Genomic DNA, 17,785 nt, shown 5'->3' with positions numbered 1-17,785 from the left:
GGTCAGCCCCGGATCAGCCCATGGCGATCAGCAGGCCCATCACGGCGGCGACCTCGACGAAATTCCCTACGCCATGGGCGACGATCGGCGCCACGAGACTCTTCGAACGCTCCATAAGCCAGACATATGTCAGGCCCCAGGCGAAGGCGTAGATCTGCTGGGCGACGGCCAGATGCAGGGGACTGTGATTGAAGCTGTCGTAGTGGGCGATGCCGAACAGCAGGGCCACGAACACGCCCGCGATCGGGATCTCGAACGCGCCCAGCCGGATGCGTCCCGGCGTCAGGATCACCAGCATGCCAACCAGCAGTCCGCGGAAGATCGTCTCCTCGCCCAGACCGGTGGTGATCATGGCCAACAGCCATTCCGCGGCGAGCACCGGCTCAAGCGGATAGTCGGTGGGCGCGGTCCCGGCCAGCAGCTGCGGCCAGTAGTCGGCGACCAGCATGACCAGACCCATGACCACGCCGATGAGGGCGGCCAGACCGATATAGCTGCGTCCCGGAGGCCAGCGGACATGCCCGTCGGCGGCGGGCAGGACCTTGCGCATGATGGCTATGCCGGCCAGGCCGACGAGCCCCTGCATCATGATGGCGACGAAGACGAACAGGCCGACATGGTCGGTCCAGCCCTCACCGCCGTTCCGGAAAATCCAGCGGGCGGCCTCGCGGGCCGGCACGAGGCAGATCTGCATGACCACCGCGGTCAGGACCAGGGCGAGGATCGTGCGCACCGGGCCGGCGGTGAAGCCGGTGATCTGGAAGAAGGGGCGCGGGGCGGAGGGGGCTGCGATGCTCATTCGATGAGCGTGGCGGTTCAGCCTGCCGCGGTCTTGAACGAATGTTGCAGCGCTCGCCATTGACCGGGCGTGCGACCCGTCAGCGCCCGTACGTCCCGCGTCATATGGGCCTGATCGGCGAAACCTTCGGCCAGGGCGATGTCGCTCAGCTCTTCCCAGCCGGCGACCAGGCGACGCCAGGCCCGGCGCGCCCTCGCCTCGACGCGATAGCGCGCCGGCCCCGTTCCATAGGCCCCCGCGAACCGTCGCCAGGCGGTTTGTCGCACCACGCCCGCCTCACGGGACCAGGCGGAAACCGGCGGAGGCGAGGAGTCCGACAAGGCTTTGGCGAGGAGGTCGGCGTCATCCTCGAAACCCTCGGGCCCGGAGATCAGCGCCTCCAGCAGCAAGGCTTGTCCATCCCGGATATTGCGCTCGGCCAGCCGCGCCACCGCGTCCGGGTCATCGACGCGCATCCGGCTGGAAAATCGGGCCCACAGGAGTGGCAGTGGCAGGTTCAGCACGAGGGTCCGTCGCCCCGGCGCCCGGTCCAGATGGGCCGAGAACGCCGCGTGGATCAGCACGTCGCCCGGCTCCGCGAGGTAACGGCCGCCGTCGCCGGCCTCTTCATAGCCGCCCGACAGCACCACCGCCGCATAGGGCGCATCATGCCGATGTCGCGGTATGGCCGCGCCGGGCTGGAGCACGTCGATCGGGGTGGTGGTCATCGACGGCCAGCCTACATCACGGACCCGACCCCGCCACTACCCCGCGGCCCGCGGCCTGTACCGCCCCCACGTGATCCCGCGGGGGCGGCGGCCGGCGCGACGGCCCGTATCAGGGATGCGGGGGATAGATCCCGTACAGCGCAATGCACCAGTTGGTGGCCAGCACAGGCATCTGGATCGACACCGGCTGGGATTGCCCGGCCAGCTGAACCATGCCGTAATTCATCGGCACGTTCGGACTGGCGCCGGCGGAGGCGTAGATGGCCTGCCCCGCCGGGTAGTTGCCCAGCATGGAGTTCGCCGGGGAATTCCCGACCGGCGCCGTCGGATCGGCGTTGAAGCCATGGGTATGTATGGGCATCTGGACCTGGAGCATGGTCGCGGTTGATGCCCCTACGGCGGCCCCGATAGGCAGGGTGTTGCTCTGACTGATCGGCGCCCGGTCGCGGAGATCAGGGACCGCGAAGGTGGTGACGCCGTCGCCCCCGAACGTCGTCCCGAGCAGGGAGAACAGCGTCGAGTTGGCGGCGATCGAGAGCAGGGTGCCGTCGGCCCGCTGCCAGCCGTCCGGACACCAGTTGTAGCCGAACTGCTGCAGCTGACCGAGGTAGGCGTCCTGGGCGCGGGCGGAGCCGGCGCCGAAGACCGCGAGCCCGAGGGCGGCGACCGCCGCGGCGGCCGCGATGCGAAGTCCTGAACGTTTCATGGCGCTTTCCCTCACGGCCGCGCCGGGTAGATGCCGGTCGTCGCCACGCACCAGTTCATGGCAAGGACGGGGCTTTGGGTCGGGAACGGCTGGCTCCCGCCTGAGACGCCGACAATGCCGGCATGCATGGCGATGTCCGGCGTGACGGTGTTCGCGGCATAGATGGTCTGGCCGGCCGGGAAGGTGCCCAGCGAACCGCCCGCCGGACTATTGGTCGAGATCGTGGCGGACGACCCCAGCACGACGTGGGTATGGGCGGGCATCTGGGCGGTGGTCAGGGTGACCGACGTACTGCCGGTGGCCGCCCCGAGCGGATTGGTGCTGGACCAGCTGATCGGCGCGCGGTTCTGCAGGTTGGGCAGGTTGAAATTGGTCGTGCCGTTGCCGCCGTAGGTGACGCCGTACAGCGAGAACAAGGCGGTGTTGCTCTGGATTGCGAGTGAGGCGCCGTTGGCCGGCTGCCAGCCGCGCGGACACCAGCTGGTGGCGAACAGGCTGACCTGGCCCAGGATAGGTTCGGCCTGGGCGTGCGCGGAACCGGCGCCGCCGAGGACGGCGAGACCGGAAAGCGCGGCCAGGCCCATGACTTTGAACTGTTTCATTTCTCACCTTTCGGATTGGACGGAGTCGTCAGACACACGGGGCGGCGACGAGCACGGACATCGAGGAAGGAGAAACCGCGCCCCCCAGCGCAGGCACGTCCGCCTGCGCGAACATTTGACGATCGCACACTTATAGTTGTAGCGCCATTCACGTAACAGTGATTGCCACGGATCGAATCCGCGCGGGCGTCATCCCCAGCTTCTCCCCAGAAGTCTGAGAAGCGCCTACCACATCTAGCGGTCGCGGAAAAAGTGATCGCAATATAGCCGCATTTCGGCTTGGCGAACGGCCCCCGGAGTCGCATGGTTACGACCCACCTCCGGATTCGCCGACAGAGTTGCTTCGATGAACGCGCACGCCCCCATCACCGCTTCCACCCCCGGCCTTCTGACCGCCTCGGCCGCCTACAAGCCGTTCCGCTACCCGTGGGCGTTCGACATGTGGAAGAAGCAGCAGCAGGTCCACTGGATGCCCGAGGAGGTGCCGCTGGGCGAGGACTGCAAGGACTGGGCGGCCAATCTGACCGACAGCGAGCGCAACCTGCTGACGCAGATCTTCCGCTTCTTCACCCAGGCCGACATCGAGGTCCAGGACAACTACATGGAGCGCTACGGCCGGGTGTTCAAACCGACCGAGGTCAAGATGATGCTGGCGTCGTTCGCCAATATGGAGACGATCCATATCGCGGCGTACGCCCTGCTGCTTGAGACCATCGGCATGCCCGAGAGCGAGTTCGGGGCCTTCATGGAATACGAGGCCATGAGGGACAAGCATGACTTCATGGGGAAATTCGGGGTCGAGACCGACGGCGACATCGCCCGGACCCTGGCCATGTTCGGCGGCTTCTCCGAGGGACTGCAGCTGTTCGCCAGCTTCGCGATGCTGATGAACTTCCCGCGCCAGAACAAGATGAAGGGCATGGGTCAGATCGTCAGCTGGTCGGTGCGCGACGAAAGCCTGCACTGCGAGGGGATCATCAAGCTGTACCACGCCTTCAACAAGGAGACGGGAGCGGTGACGAAGGCGGTGGCGGACGACATCGTCGACTGCTGCCGCACCGTGGTCGAGATGGAGGACCGCTTCATCGACCTGGCCTTCGAGATGGGTCCCGTGAACGGCATGACCCCGTCGGACATTAAATCCTATATCCGCTTCATCGCCGACTGGCGCCTGCGCCAGCTGCACCTGCCTGAGATCTACGGCGCGAAGGAAAACCCGCTGCCGTGGCTGCAGTCGATGCTGTCGGGCGTCGAGCACGCCAACTTCTTCGAGGCCCGCGCCACCGAATACTCCAAGGCCGCCACCCGGGGCTCCTGGCACGGCGCCGCGGGCGTCTGGGACAGCTTCGACGCCATGATGCACAAGCGCCGGATCGAGGGCGTCGACGCCTGACCCCGTCCCCGGTCAACGTCGCCCTCGTCGGCTTCGGCTACGCCGGACGCACCTTCCATGCGCCGTTGATCTCGGCCTGCGCCGGGCTGAACCTGCATACGGTCGTCACCAGCCAGGCGGAGGCTCTCGCCGCCGCCTGGCCCGAAGCCCGGCCGGTTCCGGGCCTCGACGACGCCCTCGCCGACCCGGCCGTCGGCCTGGTGGTCATCGCCACGCCCAACGCCCTGCATGCGCCGCAGGCCCGGGCCGCGCTCGAGGCCGGCAAGGCCGTGGTCATCGACAAGCCCTTCGCCCTCGACCTCGCCGAGGCCCGGAGCATCGCCAACCTCGCCGGGGCCCGCGGCCTGTTCCTGTCGGTCTTCCACAACCGCCGCTGGGACGCCGACTTCCTCGCCTTGAAGGCGGAGCTCGCCGGCGGCCGGCTGGGGGCCGTCCACGCCTTCGAGAGCCATTTCGACCGCTTCCGCCCCGAGGTGCGCGACCGCTGGCGCGAGCGGGACGAGCCCGGCTCCGGCGTCTGGCACGACCTCGGCCCGCACCTGATCGACCAGGCGCTCGTCCTGTTCGGCCGCCCGCTGGGCGTGACCTGCGACCTGGCCGTGCTGCGCGAGGGCGGCCGGGCCGTCGACTGGGCCCACGCCGTGCTCCGCTACGCCGACAGGCGGATCATCCTCCACGCCGACATGACCACCCCCGCCCCCGGCCCCCGCTTCGCCGTCCACGGCGCCCGCGCCGGCTGGATCAAGTCCGGCCTCGACGTCCAGGAGGACCAGCTCAAGGCCGGCCCCCCCGTCGGCGGCCCCGGCTGGGGCGTCGATCCCTCGCCCGGCGTCCGGGTCGATGGCGGGACCGGAGCGCGCGAGCCCGTCCCCGGCCCGCCCGGCGACTACCGCGCCTTCTACGACGCCGTCGCGGCGGCCCTGTCGGAGGGGGCGCCCAACCCGGTCCCGCCGGAGCAGGCGCTGGCGGTCATGGAACTGCTGGAGGCCGGGATCGAGAGTGATCGCCGGCGGGCCGACGTCGCGCTGTAGCCCGTTGGGGGAGGGGCCCGCCGGGCGAGACATTTCGGCGTGGACAAGGGGGACACGCTAAGCGGGACATCCGCGACTTTCCCGATACATCCGGGAGACCCGCGACATCCGTGAAATCCGAAGCGGCGACCTCCCTCAGGTCCCCGGTTGGACGTACGGAATCCGTCCGAAGAAGCGCCGTTCGTCGCCCCGGGGATCGTTCTCCATCCGGGGCGGCAGGTCCATGACCATGGTCTCGCGCCGCTCCAGCGAATACGGCGTCCACGTGGGCAGGCCCGGATGGTTCGGCGAGCCGGTGCGGGCGAAAGCCAGCAGGGTGTCGCTCATCACGTCGGCCATGCCCTGCGCCTCCGGTCCGATCGCGCCCGAGCCCTCCACGGCCAGATTGTCGAACATCAGCGGGATGTCCGAGGTGTGAAACGCCCCCGTCCGCCCGTTCGCCAGCCGGCCGGGCCAATCAAGCTGGTAGACCCAGGCCGGCGAGCCCTGGGCCGCCCGCATCTCGGCCTCGACCACCGCCGCCCGCCACGACCGCGCCGCCGTCGTGGCCCGGATCAGCACCTGGTCCGGCGTCATCTCCGGATGCTCGCGGCGGTACCAGGCCACGACGGTTTCCGGCGCCACGTCGATCCGCATCTGCGACGGCGTCAGCCGCCCCGGCAGGGTCTCCCACGTCAGGCCCGCATTGGCGGGGTCGGCGCCAAGGAAGGCCAGGGTCTCCTCGCGCGTATTGCCGATCATCATCGGGATATGCGCCGACTGCGCCGGGGCGTCGGGCCAGAACGGGTGCCGAGTCAGGTTCCGCTCGTCCAGCACCGGCCCGAAATACACCCCGCCGCCGAGGATCGGATCCGTCGCCGACAGGGCCTCGATCAGGCGTTCGACCGGCATCGTCCGCACCTCGCCGATCCGGTCCCGGGTCAGGCCCAAGGCCTCCAGCCAGACCTGGGCCCGGCGCGTGGCGTTCAGCGGTCCCGACGCCGTCACCTGCTGTCCGCTCATGGTGACCGCGCGGTGGAACAGCCCCGCCGCCGCCGGCATGGCCATCAGGGTGGCGATCTTGGCCCCGCCGCCCGACTGGCCGAAGACGGTGACGCAGCCCGGATCGCCGCCGAAGCCGGCGATGTTGTCCCGCACCCAGCGCAGGGCGAGGATCAGGTCGAGCTGCCCCAGATTGCCGGAGTCCCCGAACCCCTCCCCCAGCCGGTCCAGCCAGGCGTAGCCGAGCGCGTTGAGCCGGTGGTTGACCGTCACCACCACCACGTCGCCCCGGCGCGCCAGCCGGACGCCGTCATACAGCGGGCTCGACCCCGACCCGGCCGAATAGGCGCCGCCGTGGATATAGACCAGCACCGGCCGCCGGGCGCGGTCCGTCCCCGGCGTCCAGACGTTGAGGTACAGGCAGTCCTCGGACTGGTCCGGTTCGGCCCCACGCTGGGGCGCGGCATGGCCATAGCCGAGGCAGGACCGGGGATCGCGCCACGGCGCGGGCGGGACCGGCGGCTGGAACCGGCCCGGGCCGGTGTCCGCCCCATAGGGAACGCCCCGGAACACAGCGACGCCATCGTCCATGACACCGGTTACCGGGCCGGACGTCGTAAGCGCGGCCGGAGTCCGCCCGGCCGCACTTACGACGCCGGCCGACAGCATGAAGGCGCCGGCGCTGAGGCCGAGCGCCCGTCTCGTCGGATGGATCATATTCCCGCGTACCATTCGTATCCCCGGTCTTCCCAGTAGCCGCCCTTGCCGTCGCCGATATGGGCGAAGCTGTCCACCGCCTCGATGCGGCGGATGTATTTGGCGTGTTTGTAACCCAGCTGGCGCTCGACCCGCAGCCGCAGCGGGGCCCCGTGCGCGACCGGCAGGGCCTCGCCGTTCATGGCCCAGGCGAGAATAGTCTGCGGATGTCGGGCGTCGACCAGGTCGATGCTCTCATAATAGCGCTCGCCATCCTCGCGCTGATCCAGGGCGTCGAAACAGTGGAAGACGATGTAGCGGGCCTCAGGCCTCAGCCCCGCCTCGTCCAGCAGCGTCTCGAGCCGCACGCCGGTCCATTCGCCGATCGAGGTCCAGCCTTCTACGCAGTCGTGCTTGGTGATCTGGGTCCGCGCCGGGCGGGCGCGCAACTCAGCGAGGCTGAGCGACAGCGGCCGCTCGACCAGGCCGTTCACGACCAGCCGATAGCCGGCGAACCCGTCCGCCTTCAGCGCCAGATAGTCGGACGCCGCCGGATCGATCGAGCCATTCGGCCGAAAGTCCGGCGAGATCTCGGACCGGCTGTAGGTCGGCGCGAGGGCGTCGCGCGGAATGACCAGCCGCTGGACGCGGCGAGTCAGTCCCTCGCCCATCCGCCGCGCCTGCTCCGAGAGCCGCCCGCCGCCCTGACCGCAGGCGGCGAGGACGGACGCGGCGGCGGTCGCCAGCGCCCCGGCCAGCCAGCGGCGGCGGTTCATGGCGCCTCTCCCTTGTCCGGCCGCCGGCGCCCGGGCCACGGCCCCGCCGTCGAGCCGGGCGGCCCGATCACGAACCAGCCGGTGGTCATCGAGCGCATGTTGTTGAACAAGCCGGTCCAGATCACCAGCCCGACATGCACGACGATGAAGGCCACGATCAGCCCCGCCGAGATGAAATGCAGGGTCCGCGCCGACTGCCGCCCGCCCATGATCTCCAGCAGCACCCCGCCGATGGCGTTGAACCCCGGCGACATCGACAGGCCAGTGACCAGCATCAGCGGCAGGATGACCAGCACCACGGCCACATAAGTCAGCTTCTGGATGACGTTGTAGGTCCGGGCATGGTCGTCGGCCGGAAAATGGAAGCGGGCGTGTTCCTTCACGGACGGCCAGAACCCGCGAAGCTCGGTCCCCGACGGCCACAGCCGCCGCCGGAGACGGCCGGTGGCCAGCGACCAGATCAGATAGACCAGGCCGTTGATCACAAAGATCCAGGCGAACAGGAAATGCCAGTTGCGGGCCTCAGCCAGATTGCGCCCTGGCGGGATCAGCAGCCAGTCCGGGACCACCGGCGTGCTCAGCCACGGATCGGCGAAGGTCGAGCGGATGCCCCAGTAGAGGTGCGGATGCGCCGCCAGGATGTTCAGCCCGCTCATCAGCAGGACAACCACGGCGACGACATTGAGCCAGTGCGTGATCCGTACGGTCGCCGGATGGCGCCAGACGTCGGTGCGGCCTCCGGGCAGGGCCCGGTCCCCGTGCGGGTCCGGCGGCGACGCGGCCGGTGGAACAGCGGGCGGATCGGCGACGGCGTCGGTCACGGCGGCGTTTCCCTCCAGGACAGCCAGGCGACGGTGTCACGCGCGCCGGTCTTCCGCAACGCCGGCGCGCCCCGGACCGGGGCGACCAATCCTCAGGCGGGGGCGGGGCCGGCGGCGCGGACTCCGCCGGCGATCTGGCCGGCTAAAGCCGGTCAGGCGATTTGGGGCCGCCCGGCCCTCAGTCCGGCAGACGGAGCTCGAACGTCGTTCCGTCCGGCCCGGTGTCGACAAGCGCCAGATCCCCGCCATGGCTGACCGCGAGCTCGCGCGAGATGGTCAGGCCCAGTCCCGTGCCGTCCGAGGCGTGGCCGCTGACGAAGGGGTCGAACAGCCGCTCCGACAGGCGCGGCGGAATACCGGGCCCGTTATCCGCGACGCGGATGACCGTCATCCCGCCCTCGGCGGCGGCGCTGACCCGGACCACGCCCTTGCGGCCGACGCGGGTGGCGTCGCCCTCGATGGCCTGCCGCGCGTTGCGCATCAGGTTGACCAGGATGCGGTGCAGCTGGTCCGGATCGACGTGGACGGGGAGGCGCGCCGGGATCGCCTTCACCAGCCGCACCCCCTCGTCCGAGAGACCCGCGTCCTCGGCCGCCGCCGCCACGGCGGGGGCCAGGGCGAAGCGGGTGCGCTGCGGCTCGGGCTCCTCGCTGCGGCCGTATTCCAGCACGTTGCGCGACAGCGCCGCCGCCCGTCCCAGCGCCCGCTCCAGTCGCGGCAAGGCCTTGGCCACCACCGGATCAGGCGACGCCGCCAGCCGCTCGGAGGCGATCTGGGCCGAGGTCAGCATGTTGCGCAGGTCGTGGTTGATCTTGGCCACCGCCTCGCCCAGCGCCACCAGCCGGGCCCGTGAACGCAGCGAGTGGCGGACCTCGTCCTGCATCCGCGCCAGTTCGCGTTCGACCCGGCCGATCTCGTCGTGGCGGTCGCTGGGCGGATCGCCCTCGGCCTCGGGATCGAGGGCGAACCGCTCGATCGACCGGGTGACCCGTCGCAACGGCTGCAGGACCAGGAAGGCGAGGCCGCCATACAGCAGGCCGCCGGCGACGAGCGAGATCAGCAGCGACATCAGCAGGCTGTTGAGCAGATAGGCCTGAAGTTCGACCTTCAGCGGCTCGGCTGGCGCGAGAATCTCCATGAAGTCGCCCGAACGATAGCGCGGCCGCGCCTGCACCCGCACCGACCGGTCCGGATGGCCGAACAGGGTCCGCCAGGGATCGAGGATCCGGGCCAGGGGTCGTGGCTCGCGCAGGTCGATCAGGTCGGGCGTGCGCGGCAGGTTGGGGGCCTGAAGCAGCAGCCGCCGGACCCCCTGGTCGCCGACGACCACCGCCTGCACCCCGCCGATGGCCAGCAGCTGTTCGGCGACGTCGTCCTCGACGGCGGAATAGGGCAGGGCCTCGACCCCCACCGAGGCCAGTTCGGCCGATTGCAGCCGGTCCAGCAGCCAGCGTTCATGGAAGCTGGCGGCGCTGGGGGCGATGATCAGAACCTCGACCACCACGGTGAAGATGAAGGTGAGCGCCAGCAGCCGCCACGCGAGGGCGTCGGGGGCGTGGAAGCGCAGCCGCTCGCGCCAGTCGGCCGGCACGCGCAGCCGCCGCCGGACATCGCTCAACAGGGGCCGCGCCTCGCTCATGCGGGATCTAACGCAAAGCTTGAGCCAATGGCTGCGTTCCTCACGCCCGACCCCGCCGTTGCAGCGCCGCCTGCACCGCCTTCATGGCGAAGGGCAGCACGACAGCCAGCACGAAGACGCCGGCCATCGGGGCCCAGAACTGGTTGAACAGGGCCTGGAGATCCGGGTCCGGGTCGACGACCAGCAAGGTGTTCAGCCGGGCCCCGATCCAGCAGTAGATGATGTGGGCCGGCAGCAGGCCGATCACCGTGGCGACCGTATAGGGCGCGAGCCGCACGGCCATCATCCCGGCGGCGATGTTGATCATGTGGAACGGCACCACGACGGCCAGCCGCGACGCCAGCACGTACCAGAAGGTGTCCTTGTCCATGGCGGCGCAGACCTTCTGCATCAGGCCCGCGTCCCGCTCGGCCTTGCGGCGCAGCGATTCGCCCAGCGCCGAACGCGTGACGGCGTAGACGACGAGCGCGCCCGCCGTGGCCGCGATCGAGGTCGAGACGCCGCCGACCCACGGTCCGAACAGATAGCCGGCGGTGATGGTGACGAAGAAGACGCCCGGCACCACGCTGGCGGTCAGCACCGCGAACAGCAGCATCAGGATCAGCAGGCTCGCCAGATAGTGGTCGGTGGTGAAGGCGCGGAAGGTCTCGCCGTGGTCGCGCAGGGTGTCCAGGGACAGGTAGCGGTTCCAGCCCATGGCGAAGATCAGGGTGATCACGCAGGCCAGCGCGATGAGGGGCAGGAAGCGTTTGACCCGGTGCATCGTCTCTCCGCTGGCCGCTCGCGGCGTTGACACCACGGGCTTCCCCGCTTATACGCCCGCCCTTCCCGCGACGGACCTCTTTCCGCCGCCCACCTTGTTTTCAGTCCCAGGAGCCGACCGTGAAGCGGACCTATCAGCCGTCGCGACTCGTGCGCAAGCGCCGTCACGGCTTCCGTTCGCGGATGGCCACCAAGAACGGACAGAAGATCGTTCAGCGCCGCCGCGCCAAGGGCCGCAAGCGCCTGACGGCCTAAGTCGTCCGGCGCCCGGGACCGGGCGCATGAGCGACCTCGTGAAAATCGAACGCCTGACTTCGCGGCCCCAGTTCCTGGCGGCCGCGAAGGGCGTTTCAGAGGCCCGCGGCGCCGTGGTCGTGCAGCGCCTCGACCGGGGCGACGGCGATCCGGTGGTGCGGCTGGGCTTCACCGCCACGCGCAAGGTCGGCAACGCCGTGATCCGCAACCGCGCCAAACGCCGCCTCAGGGAAGCCGCCCGGGCCCTCGCGCCGCAGCTGGCGCGCCCCGGCAGCGACTATGTCTTCATCGCCCGGATGGGCACGGCGGACCGTCCGTGGGACCGTTTGCTTGACGACGTGAAATCGGCGCTTACAAGGCTCGCGACCCCGCGGCCGGCGCCCCAGATCGCGCCCCACGCCCCGACATCGCCCGCCGGCCAGGATTCCTGATCTCCATGCCCCCCCACGACAACAGCCGCAACACGATCATCTTCGTCGTGATCGCGGGCCTCATGCTTCTGGCCTACAGCTATTTCGTCATGGAGCCGCAGGCGCAGAAGCGCCGCGCCGCGCAACTGACGGCGGCCGAATCCACGACCGGCCCGGCGAGCGCGACCTCGCCGTCGCCCAGCGCGGCCGTCTTCACCGAGGACCGGCGGGTGGCGCTCGGCGCGAACGGAACCGAGCGCGTGCGCATCCGCACCGGCACGCTGACCGGCTCGATGTCGCTGACCGGCGGTCGCATCGACGACCTGTTCCTGACCCGCTACCGCGAGACCATCGACAAGGACTCCCCGGCTGTCGAACTGTTCCGTCCGGAGGGCATGAAGCACGCCTTCTACGCCCAGTTCGGCTGGACCGGGCCGAACATCCCCGGCGGGGTGCCCGGCCCGAACACGCCGTGGCGGCTGACCCAGGGTCAGACCCTGACGCCGGCCACGCCGATCACCCTGACTTGGGACAACGGCGCCGGCCTGCGCTTCACGCGCCGGGTCAGTGTCGACGAGCAGTACATGTTCACCGTGACGGACACCGTCGCCAACTTCAGCGCCCAGGCAGTCACCCTGACGCCCGCCGCCACCGTCCTGCGCCAGGGCGTGCCGGCCGGCCTCGGCAAGAACCAGGTGCTGCACGAGGGAGCCATCGGCACCTTTGGCGACGGCGAGTCCTATTCGACTACCCAGCTGAAATACGGCGCCTGGGCCAAGAAAAAGGCTCCGGACGAGCACGAGTCCACCGGCGGCTGGCTGGGCATTACCGACAAATACTGGATGGCCGCCCTGATCCCGGCCCAGGACGAGAAGATCGACGCCGAGTTCCGCGTCAGCGGCTCCGGCGAAGCCGCCGACAAGATGCATCTCGTCGGCATGCTGGGCGAGTCCCGCACCATCCAGCCCAACACCCAGATCACCGAAACCCGCCGCCTGTTCGCGGGCGCCAAGCGCAACGAGATTCTCTCCGGCTACGAGAAGTCCCTCGACCTGCCGCGCTTCGTCTACGCCATCGACTGGGGCTTCCTGTTCTTCCTGACCCGCCCGATCTTCTGGCTGGTCGAGCTCTTCTACAGCGTCCTCGGCAATTTCGGCCTGGCCATCCTGGGCCTGACCCTATTCGTCCGCCTTCTCATGTTCCCGCTCGCCAACAAGAGCTACGAGAGCATGTCGAAGATGCGGAACCTCCAGCCCAAGATGGAGGAGATCAAGAAGAAGCATCCCGACGAGCCGCAGAAGCAGCAGCAGGAGCTGATGGCCCTGTACCAGAAGGAGAAGATCAATCCTCTGGCCGGCTGCCTGCCGCTGCTGCTCCAGATCCCGGTCTTCTACGCCGTCTACAAGATGCTGTTCGTGACCATCGAGATGCGGCACCAGCCCTTCTTTGGCTGGATCCAGGATCTCTCGGCCCCCGATCCGACCACGATCTGGAACCTGTTCGGCCTGATCCCCTGGGATCCGGCCTCGACGCCGCTGATCGGGACCTATCTGGCCGGCACCTTCGCGCTCAGCATCCTGGCCATCTTCTACGGCCTGACCATGTGGCTGCAGATGGCCATGAGCCCGCCGGCGCCCGATCCGATGCAGCGCCGCATCTTCCAGTTCATGCCGATCGTGTTCACCTTCATCATGGCCACCTTCCCGGCCGGCCTGCTGATCTACTGGGCGTGGTCGAACATCCTGACCATCTTCCAGCAGTACATCATCATGCACCGCCTGAAGGCCGAGAACCCGATCGACACCTTCTTCGCGCAGCTGAAAAAGGCGAAGGGCTGACCCTCCAAACCGCTCATCCCGGCGAAAGCCGGGACCCAGCGCTTTGGATGGGCAGGGGTCGTGACCGGGTCTCAGGCATTAGTCCTGACACGCTGGCGTCAGGCTGGACGGAACTGGGTCCCGGCTTTCGCCGGGATGAGCGGAAGATAAGGTGATGGACGAGTTCACTGCGGAAGAACTGGAGCAGGCGCGCATCCTGTTCGCGCGCCCGGCGACCTTCGTCATGGGGGCCGCCAAGATCGAGCAGTTGCCCGATCCGGACCTGCCCGAGATCGCCTTCGCGGGCCGTTCCAACGTCGGCAAGTCGAGCCTGATCAACGGCCTCGTCGGGATGCACAAGCTGGCCCGCGCCTCGAACGAGCCGGGCCGCACGCGCGAGGTCAATTTCTTCGACCTCGACGGCAAGATGCGGCTGGTCGACCTGCCCGGTTACGGCTGGGCCAAGGCGTCGAAGGCGACGGTGCGGAAATTCCAGGACCTCGGCCGCGACTACCTGCGCGGCCGGGTGACGCTGAAGCGGGTCTATCTGCTGATCGACGCCCGCCACGGCCTCAAGAAGGTCGACGACGAAGCGCTCGACGCGCTCGATCTCGCCGCCGTCAGCTACCAGATCATCCTGACCAAGGCCGACAAGCTCAAGAAGGGCGAGGCCGAAAAGGTGCAGGCGGCGACGCTGAAGGGCGTGTCCAAGCGCGGCGCCGCCTATCCTTCCGTGATCGTCACCTCGGCCGAGAAGGGCGACGGCATGCCGGAGCTGCGCGCCGAGATCATGCGCACCACGGGCGTGACGATCTAAACCGCTTGCGTGGCCCGGCGCCGGGTGATCGGGTGGCGGCATGCAGACCCGAACCCTCCAGACCGACGGCCTGACCCAGCAGATTCTGGAGGCCGGCTCCGGGCCGCTGGTGCTGCTGATCCACGGCTTCCCGGAGCTGGCGGTCAGCTGGCGCGCCCAGATCGAGGCGCTCGCCGCCGCCGGTTTCCACGCCGTGGCCCCGGACATGCGCGGCTACGGCGGGACCGACAAGCCCGGCGAGGCCTCGGCCTACGGCGTCCTCGATCTCGTCGGCGACATGGTCGATCTGGTCCGGGCCCTGGGCGAGACGTCCTGCGTCGTGGTCGGCCACGACTGGGGCGCGCCGGTGGCCTGGCATTGCGCCCTGACCCGGCCGGATCTGTTCCGCGCCGTCTTCGCCCTGTCGGTGCCGTTCCAGCCGCGCCGCGCCAAGGGGCCGCCGACCGCGGCGATGGCCGCGATCTCGAAGAAGGCCGGGCTGGGCCAGCTCTACATCAGCCAGTTCCAGGCGCCCGACGCCCACGAGGTTTTCGACGCCGATCCCGCCGCCGCCCTGCGCAAGGCCTTCTTCGCCTATGACGGCGCCACCCCCGACGGCCGCCAGTCGACCGGCTTCTTTCCCGAGGGCGAGACCTTCCTGTCCACCATCCCCGACGACGCGACCCTGCCGCCGTGGATGAGCGAGGCGCATTTCCAGGAGTATGTCGCCGCCTTCTCCGCCGGCGGCTTCAAGGGCCCCGTCGACTGGTACCGGAATCTGGACGCGAACTGGGCCGCCACCGCCTTCCTGCAGGACGCCCGCATCCGCGTTCCCGCCGCCTTCGTCGTCGGCGAGCGCGATCCGGTCCGCCACTACGCCGGCGCGCACGAGGCCGGGCTGAAAGACTGGGCGCCCGACCTGCGGATGCAGCAGGTCATTCCCGGCGCCGGCCACTGGATCCAGCAGGAACGCGCCGACGAGGTGAATCGCCTGCTGCTCGACTTCCTGTCCCGCCTCGCGGACTAGCGGTCCGCCGCCTGCCTCGCCGCCTGGTCGAGCGCCGCCGGCAGCGCCGCATCCAGCCGCTTCGCCCGCCGCGCCGGTCCGTCGTTCTCGCGGAAGCCGATCAGCACGTCCGGGTCGATGCCGGAGACCTCATTGCTCCCGTCGGCCCGGAACCGCGCGCAGTCCGGCAGGCGCAGCGTCGCGCCGCTGTGCCGCAGCACCACATCCAGCCCGCCGCGCGTATGGCCGCAGCCGGCGCCCCGCGTCGGCGAGCCGAGGATGACCGCCGCCTCGTTGTCCTGCAGCAGGGCGGCGAACTCCTCGCTGGCCGAGGCGGTCCCGGCGTCGACCAGCACGACCAGCGGCCCGCTCCAGACCCCCGGCTCGAAGGCGAAGGCCAGCGGCGTGAACACCTCGGCGGCCCACGGCTTGCCCACGATGGCCGGATCGAACGCCGCCTCCGGTCCGGTGCTGTAGATGTCGCCGCTGGCGAGCCAGTCGCAGTCGGGCGTCCGGCCCTCGAACAGCGGCGCCGGATCGCACGGCTGCTCCGCCCGCGCCCGGGCCGCCGCATAGGCCGCGGCATAACGCTCCAGCCGCGCCCGGTCTTCCGCGGGCTGGCCGATTGCCGCCTCGCGCAGGCGTCGTTCGCCGTCGGCCAGCGCCTCGACCCAGTGCGGATGGCGCACGAACCCGACGCGCGCAGAGCGCAGGCGCACGGGCGTCACCGTCCGGGCCACCGCCTCGACCCATTCGGTGCCGCCGCCGTTGCCGGCGATGTCGACCAGCAGGGTGGTCGCGCCGGCCGCCTCCAGGGCGCGCAGCCGGTCGGAAAAGTCCGCCGTCACCCGGTCGGCCGACAGGGTCCATAGCCGCTCCATGCAGGCGTCGTCGCACGGCTCGCCGGCCGGGGTCAGCTCCGCCAGCGCCGCCGCGCACGCTGCTGGATGCGACTGCGGCGAGAACAGCGCGATGCGGATCGCGCCGATCGTCCGGCCCTCGACCTCGACCACGCCGGCGGGAAAGCCGCTGTCCCCCTCGAGCGGGCGGTAGCCGGGCAGGCGTTGGGCGATCGCACCGCCGTCCCGACCGCCGCCCTTGAATCCGAGCGTCTCGCAGGGGGAGGCGGACGACGGCGCGGCTCCCGCCGATGGCTGGGCGCCGGGCGCCCCCGGCCGGGGCCAGACGAAATCGACATGGCCGTCGCCGAGATAACGCTCCAGCCGCTCGAACACCTCGCGCGCCTCGGCCTCGCTGCCCGCCGCCGCCAGGCGCTGCCGGCCCGCGGCGAACATCGGCCCCAGCGCGGCTTCCCGCTCGGTCACGGCCCAGTCCAGATTGGCGTAGTGCGAGGACATCTCCTCGCGCACCTGCTCCAGATCGGCGACCCACCCGGCCGGATCGAAGGCCGGTGTCGGCGGGACGTCCGGCTCAACCCGGGCGAAGGCGGCGGGGGCGGCGGCGAGCGAGCACCCCAGGATCAAGGCGACGAGACGCATGGCGGGCTCCTGATGTCCGCGCCCTATGCCCCGGCGCGGCGAGCTTCACCATTTAAGAAATCGTAATGGCCGCGGACTCAGGCGGCCTGGGCCCTCAGCCCGGCCACGGCCCCGGCGGTGATCTCGAGGCTGCGGATGCGGGCTTCCAGATCGTGGATCATGCCCGTGACCATGACCTCGTCCACCCCGGTCAGGGCGATGAATTCCTCCAGCCCGGCCCGCACCGTCGCGGCTCCGCCGACAGCGGCGTAGGTCAGGCGGCTGCGCACCGCCGCCTGCTGACGGGCGTCCAGCACCGCGTCGATGTCATCGACCGGCGGCTTCAGCCGGCCCGGCTTGCCCGAGACCACGGCGGCGAACGCCTGCTGCATCGACGTCGACAGCCGGGCCGCCTCCGCGTCCGTGTCCGCCGCGAACACGTTGAAGGCCGCCATGGCGTAGGGCCGGTCGAGTTGCGCCGACGGCCGGAAGCCGGCCCGGTAGGTCTCCAGCGCCTGCAGCAGGAGCTCCGGCGCAAAATGGCTGGCGAATGCGAAGGGCAGGCCCAGCTGCGCGGCCAGTTCGGCGCTGAACAGGCTGGAACCCAGCAGCCAGATCGGCACGTTCGAGCCCTGTCCCGGATACGCCGCCACCCGCTGGCCCTCGACCGCCGGCGCGAGGAAGGCCTGCAGCTCCATCACGTCGCGTGGGAACTGGTCCGCGGCCTCGAAATAGCGTCGCAGCGCCCGCGCCGTCTCGCCATCCGTGCCGGGCGCCCGGCCTAGGCCGAGATCGATGCGGCCCGGATGCAGGGCCTCGAGCGTGCCGAACTGTTCGGCGATCACCAGCGGCGCGTGGTTGGGCAGCATGACCCCGCCCGAGCCGACCCGGATCGTCTCCGTCGCCGCGGCCACATGGGCCAGGGCCACGGCGGTGGCGGCGCTGGCGATGCCCGGCATGTTGTGGTGTTCGGCCAGCCAGAAGCGTTTGAAGCCCAGATGCTCGGCCGCCCTTGCCAGTTCGGTGGTTTCCAGCAGGGCGCGGCGGGCGTCCCCGCCCTCCACGATCGGCGACAGGTCGAGCACGGAGAAAGCGGTCATGCCCGCTAGA

18 protein-coding genes are annotated in these 17,785 nt (G+C 70.0%); 7 read left to right on the top strand and 11 right to left on the bottom strand.

The genetic code is table 11. The annotated features are described in order from the left end of the window. Positions 1–13: 13 nt before the first annotated feature. The 4 genes from VEB62_RS06500 to VEB62_RS06485 all read right to left on the bottom strand — a co-directional run bounded on the left by VEB62_RS06500 (position 14) and on the right by VEB62_RS06485 (position 2,814). Complete coding sequence (locus VEB62_RS06500; protein WP_324797012.1) at positions 14–799, bottom strand: CPBP family intramembrane glutamic endopeptidase; 786 nt, start codon at positions 797–799, stop codon at positions 14–16. A 17-nt stretch (positions 800–816) separates the two neighbouring features. Next, positions 817–1,506: a helix-turn-helix domain-containing protein gene (locus VEB62_RS06495; RefSeq protein ID WP_324797009.1), complete on the bottom strand. Its 690-nt coding sequence runs from the start codon at positions 1,504–1,506 to the stop codon at positions 817–819. 109 nt (positions 1,507–1,615) lie between these two features. Next, a complete protein-coding gene (locus VEB62_RS06490; RefSeq protein WP_324797006.1) occupies positions 1,616–2,212 on the bottom strand; it encodes a phage tail protein in 597 nt (198 codons plus the stop codon). A gap of 11 nt (positions 2,213–2,223) precedes the next feature. After that, positions 2,224–2,814, bottom strand: coding sequence for a phage tail protein (locus VEB62_RS06485; protein ID WP_324797002.1), 591 nt, complete (start codon positions 2,812–2,814; stop codon positions 2,224–2,226). Positions 2,815–3,160: 346 nt separating this feature from the next. Here VEB62_RS06485 and VEB62_RS06480 point away from each other — a divergent pair, with 346 nt between their 5' ends. Both VEB62_RS06480 and VEB62_RS06475 read left to right on the top strand, forming a co-directional pair. Further along, on the top strand, positions 3,161–4,207 hold the full coding sequence (locus tag VEB62_RS06480; protein ID WP_324796999.1) for a ribonucleotide-diphosphate reductase subunit beta: 1,047 nt from the start codon (positions 3,161–3,163) through the stop codon (positions 4,205–4,207). Further along, complete coding sequence (locus VEB62_RS06475; protein WP_414641991.1) at positions 4,129–5,238, top strand: oxidoreductase; 1,110 nt, start codon at positions 4,129–4,131, stop codon at positions 5,236–5,238. The genes VEB62_RS06480 and VEB62_RS06475 overlap by 79 nt, the downstream gene beginning before the upstream one ends. A gap of 135 nt (positions 5,239–5,373) precedes the next feature. On the opposite strand, the gene VEB62_RS06470 is transcribed toward VEB62_RS06475, so the two are convergent. The 5 genes from VEB62_RS06470 to VEB62_RS06450 all read right to left on the bottom strand — a co-directional run bounded on the left by VEB62_RS06470 (position 5,374) and on the right by VEB62_RS06450 (position 10,914). Then, positions 5,374–6,888 carry a carboxylesterase/lipase family protein gene (locus VEB62_RS06470; protein WP_324797164.1) on the bottom strand — a complete coding sequence of 505 codons (1,515 nt, stop codon included), beginning with the start codon at positions 6,886–6,888 and terminating at the stop codon, positions 5,374–5,376. 44 nt (positions 6,889–6,932) lie between these two features. Continuing rightward, entirely contained in the window at positions 6,933–7,691 is a 759-nt protein-coding gene (locus VEB62_RS06465) for a molybdopterin-binding protein (protein ID WP_324796996.1), read from the bottom strand. Next, complete coding sequence (locus VEB62_RS06460; protein ID WP_324796995.1) at positions 7,688–8,512, bottom strand: cytochrome b/b6 domain-containing protein; 825 nt, start codon at positions 8,510–8,512, stop codon at positions 7,688–7,690. Before VEB62_RS06460 ends, VEB62_RS06465 begins: the two co-directional genes overlap by 4 nt. Positions 8,513–8,690: 178 nt before the next feature. Next, entirely contained in the window at positions 8,691–10,151 is a 1,461-nt protein-coding gene (locus VEB62_RS06455) for a sensor histidine kinase (protein ID WP_324796992.1), read from the bottom strand. A gap of 40 nt (positions 10,152–10,191) precedes the next feature. Next, positions 10,192–10,914: a TVP38/TMEM64 family protein gene (locus VEB62_RS06450; protein ID WP_324796989.1), complete on the bottom strand. Its 723-nt coding sequence runs from the start codon at positions 10,912–10,914 to the stop codon at positions 10,192–10,194. Positions 10,915–11,033: 119 nt separating this feature from the next. Here VEB62_RS06450 and rpmH point away from each other — a divergent pair, with 119 nt between their 5' ends. The 5 genes from rpmH to VEB62_RS06425 all read left to right on the top strand — a co-directional run bounded on the left by rpmH (position 11,034) and on the right by VEB62_RS06425 (position 15,218). Beyond that, positions 11,034–11,168, top strand: a complete 135-nt coding sequence (gene rpmH, locus VEB62_RS06445) for a 50S ribosomal protein L34 (protein ID WP_123288089.1) — start codon at positions 11,034–11,036, stop codon at positions 11,166–11,168. Positions 11,169–11,194: 26 nt separating this feature from the next. After that, entirely contained in the window at positions 11,195–11,599 is a 405-nt protein-coding gene (gene rnpA / locus VEB62_RS06440) for a ribonuclease P protein component (RefSeq protein ID WP_324796981.1), read from the top strand. 5 nt (positions 11,600–11,604) lie between these two features. Continuing rightward, positions 11,605–13,416 carry a membrane protein insertase YidC gene (gene yidC, locus VEB62_RS06435; RefSeq protein ID WP_324796978.1) on the top strand — a complete coding sequence of 604 codons (1,812 nt, stop codon included), beginning with the start codon at positions 11,605–11,607 and terminating at the stop codon, positions 13,414–13,416. 154 nt (positions 13,417–13,570) lie between these two features. Beyond that, positions 13,571–14,212, top strand: a complete 642-nt coding sequence (yihA, locus tag VEB62_RS06430) for a ribosome biogenesis GTP-binding protein YihA/YsxC (RefSeq protein ID WP_324796975.1) — start codon at positions 13,571–13,573, stop codon at positions 14,210–14,212. 40 nt (positions 14,213–14,252) lie between these two features. Further along, on the top strand, positions 14,253–15,218 hold the full coding sequence (locus VEB62_RS06425; RefSeq protein ID WP_324796972.1) for an alpha/beta fold hydrolase: 966 nt from the start codon (positions 14,253–14,255) through the stop codon (positions 15,216–15,218). Here the strand turns inward: VEB62_RS06425 and VEB62_RS06420 are convergent. Continuing rightward, positions 15,215–16,696 (bottom strand): S41 family peptidase, encoded by a 1,482-nt coding sequence (locus VEB62_RS06420; RefSeq protein WP_324796969.1) that lies wholly within the window; start codon positions 16,694–16,696, stop codon positions 15,215–15,217. The genes VEB62_RS06425 and VEB62_RS06420 overlap by 4 nt on opposite strands. 77 nt (positions 16,697–16,773) lie before the next feature. Then, the gene (locus VEB62_RS06415) at positions 16,774–17,775 is read right to left on the bottom strand and encodes an LLM class flavin-dependent oxidoreductase (RefSeq protein WP_324796966.1); all 1,002 of its coding nucleotides are present in this window, start codon (positions 17,773–17,775) and stop codon (positions 16,774–16,776) included. Positions 17,776–17,785 lie beyond the last annotated feature (10 nt).

This window comes from Brevundimonas sp., from assembly GCF_035626975.1.
GTDB lineage: Bacteria > Pseudomonadota > Alphaproteobacteria > Caulobacterales > Caulobacteraceae > Brevundimonas.
The sequence above is the reverse complement of the archived record's forward strand: the minus strand, read 5'-3'. Positions and strand labels throughout refer to the sequence as shown.

Excerpts from the sequence above, each read along its gene's own strand:
- VEB62_RS06420 (WP_324796969.1), bottom strand. The coding sequence starts at position 16,696 with ATGCGTCTCGTCGCCTTGATCCTGGGGTGCTCGCTCGCCGCCGCCCCC.
- VEB62_RS06415 (WP_324796966.1), bottom strand. The coding sequence starts at position 17,775 with ATGACCGCTTTCTCCGTGCTCGACCTGTCGCCGATCGTGGAGGGCGGG.
- VEB62_RS06480 (WP_324796999.1), top strand. The coding sequence starts at position 3,161 with ATGAACGCGCACGCCCCCATCACCGCTTCCACCCCCGGCCTTCTGACC.
- VEB62_RS06425 (WP_324796972.1), top strand. The coding sequence starts at position 14,253 with ATGCAGACCCGAACCCTCCAGACCGACGGCCTGACCCAGCAGATTCTG.
- VEB62_RS06490 (WP_324797006.1), bottom strand. The coding sequence starts at position 2,212 with ATGAAACGTTCAGGACTTCGCATCGCGGCCGCCGCGGCGGTCGCCGCC.
- yidC (WP_324796978.1), top strand. The coding sequence starts at position 11,605 with ATGCCCCCCCACGACAACAGCCGCAACACGATCATCTTCGTCGTGATC.
- VEB62_RS06465 (WP_324796996.1), bottom strand. The coding sequence starts at position 7,691 with ATGAACCGCCGCCGCTGGCTGGCCGGGGCGCTGGCGACCGCCGCCGCG.
- VEB62_RS06470 (WP_324797164.1), bottom strand. The coding sequence starts at position 6,888 with ATGCTGTCGGCCGGCGTCGTAAGTGCGGCCGGGCGGACTCCGGCCGCG.
- VEB62_RS06500 (WP_324797012.1), bottom strand. The coding sequence starts at position 799 with ATGAGCATCGCAGCCCCCTCCGCCCCGCGCCCCTTCTTCCAGATCACC.
- VEB62_RS06485 (WP_324797002.1), bottom strand. The coding sequence starts at position 2,814 with ATGAAACAGTTCAAAGTCATGGGCCTGGCCGCGCTTTCCGGTCTCGCC.
- VEB62_RS06450 (WP_324796989.1), bottom strand. The coding sequence starts at position 10,914 with ATGCACCGGGTCAAACGCTTCCTGCCCCTCATCGCGCTGGCCTGCGTG.
- VEB62_RS06455 (WP_324796992.1), bottom strand. The coding sequence starts at position 10,151 with ATGAGCGAGGCGCGGCCCCTGTTGAGCGATGTCCGGCGGCGGCTGCGC.
- yihA (WP_324796975.1), top strand. The coding sequence starts at position 13,571 with ATGGACGAGTTCACTGCGGAAGAACTGGAGCAGGCGCGCATCCTGTTC.
- VEB62_RS06495 (WP_324797009.1), bottom strand. The coding sequence starts at position 1,506 with ATGACCACCACCCCGATCGACGTGCTCCAGCCCGGCGCGGCCATACCG.
- rnpA (WP_324796981.1), top strand. The coding sequence starts at position 11,195 with ATGAGCGACCTCGTGAAAATCGAACGCCTGACTTCGCGGCCCCAGTTC.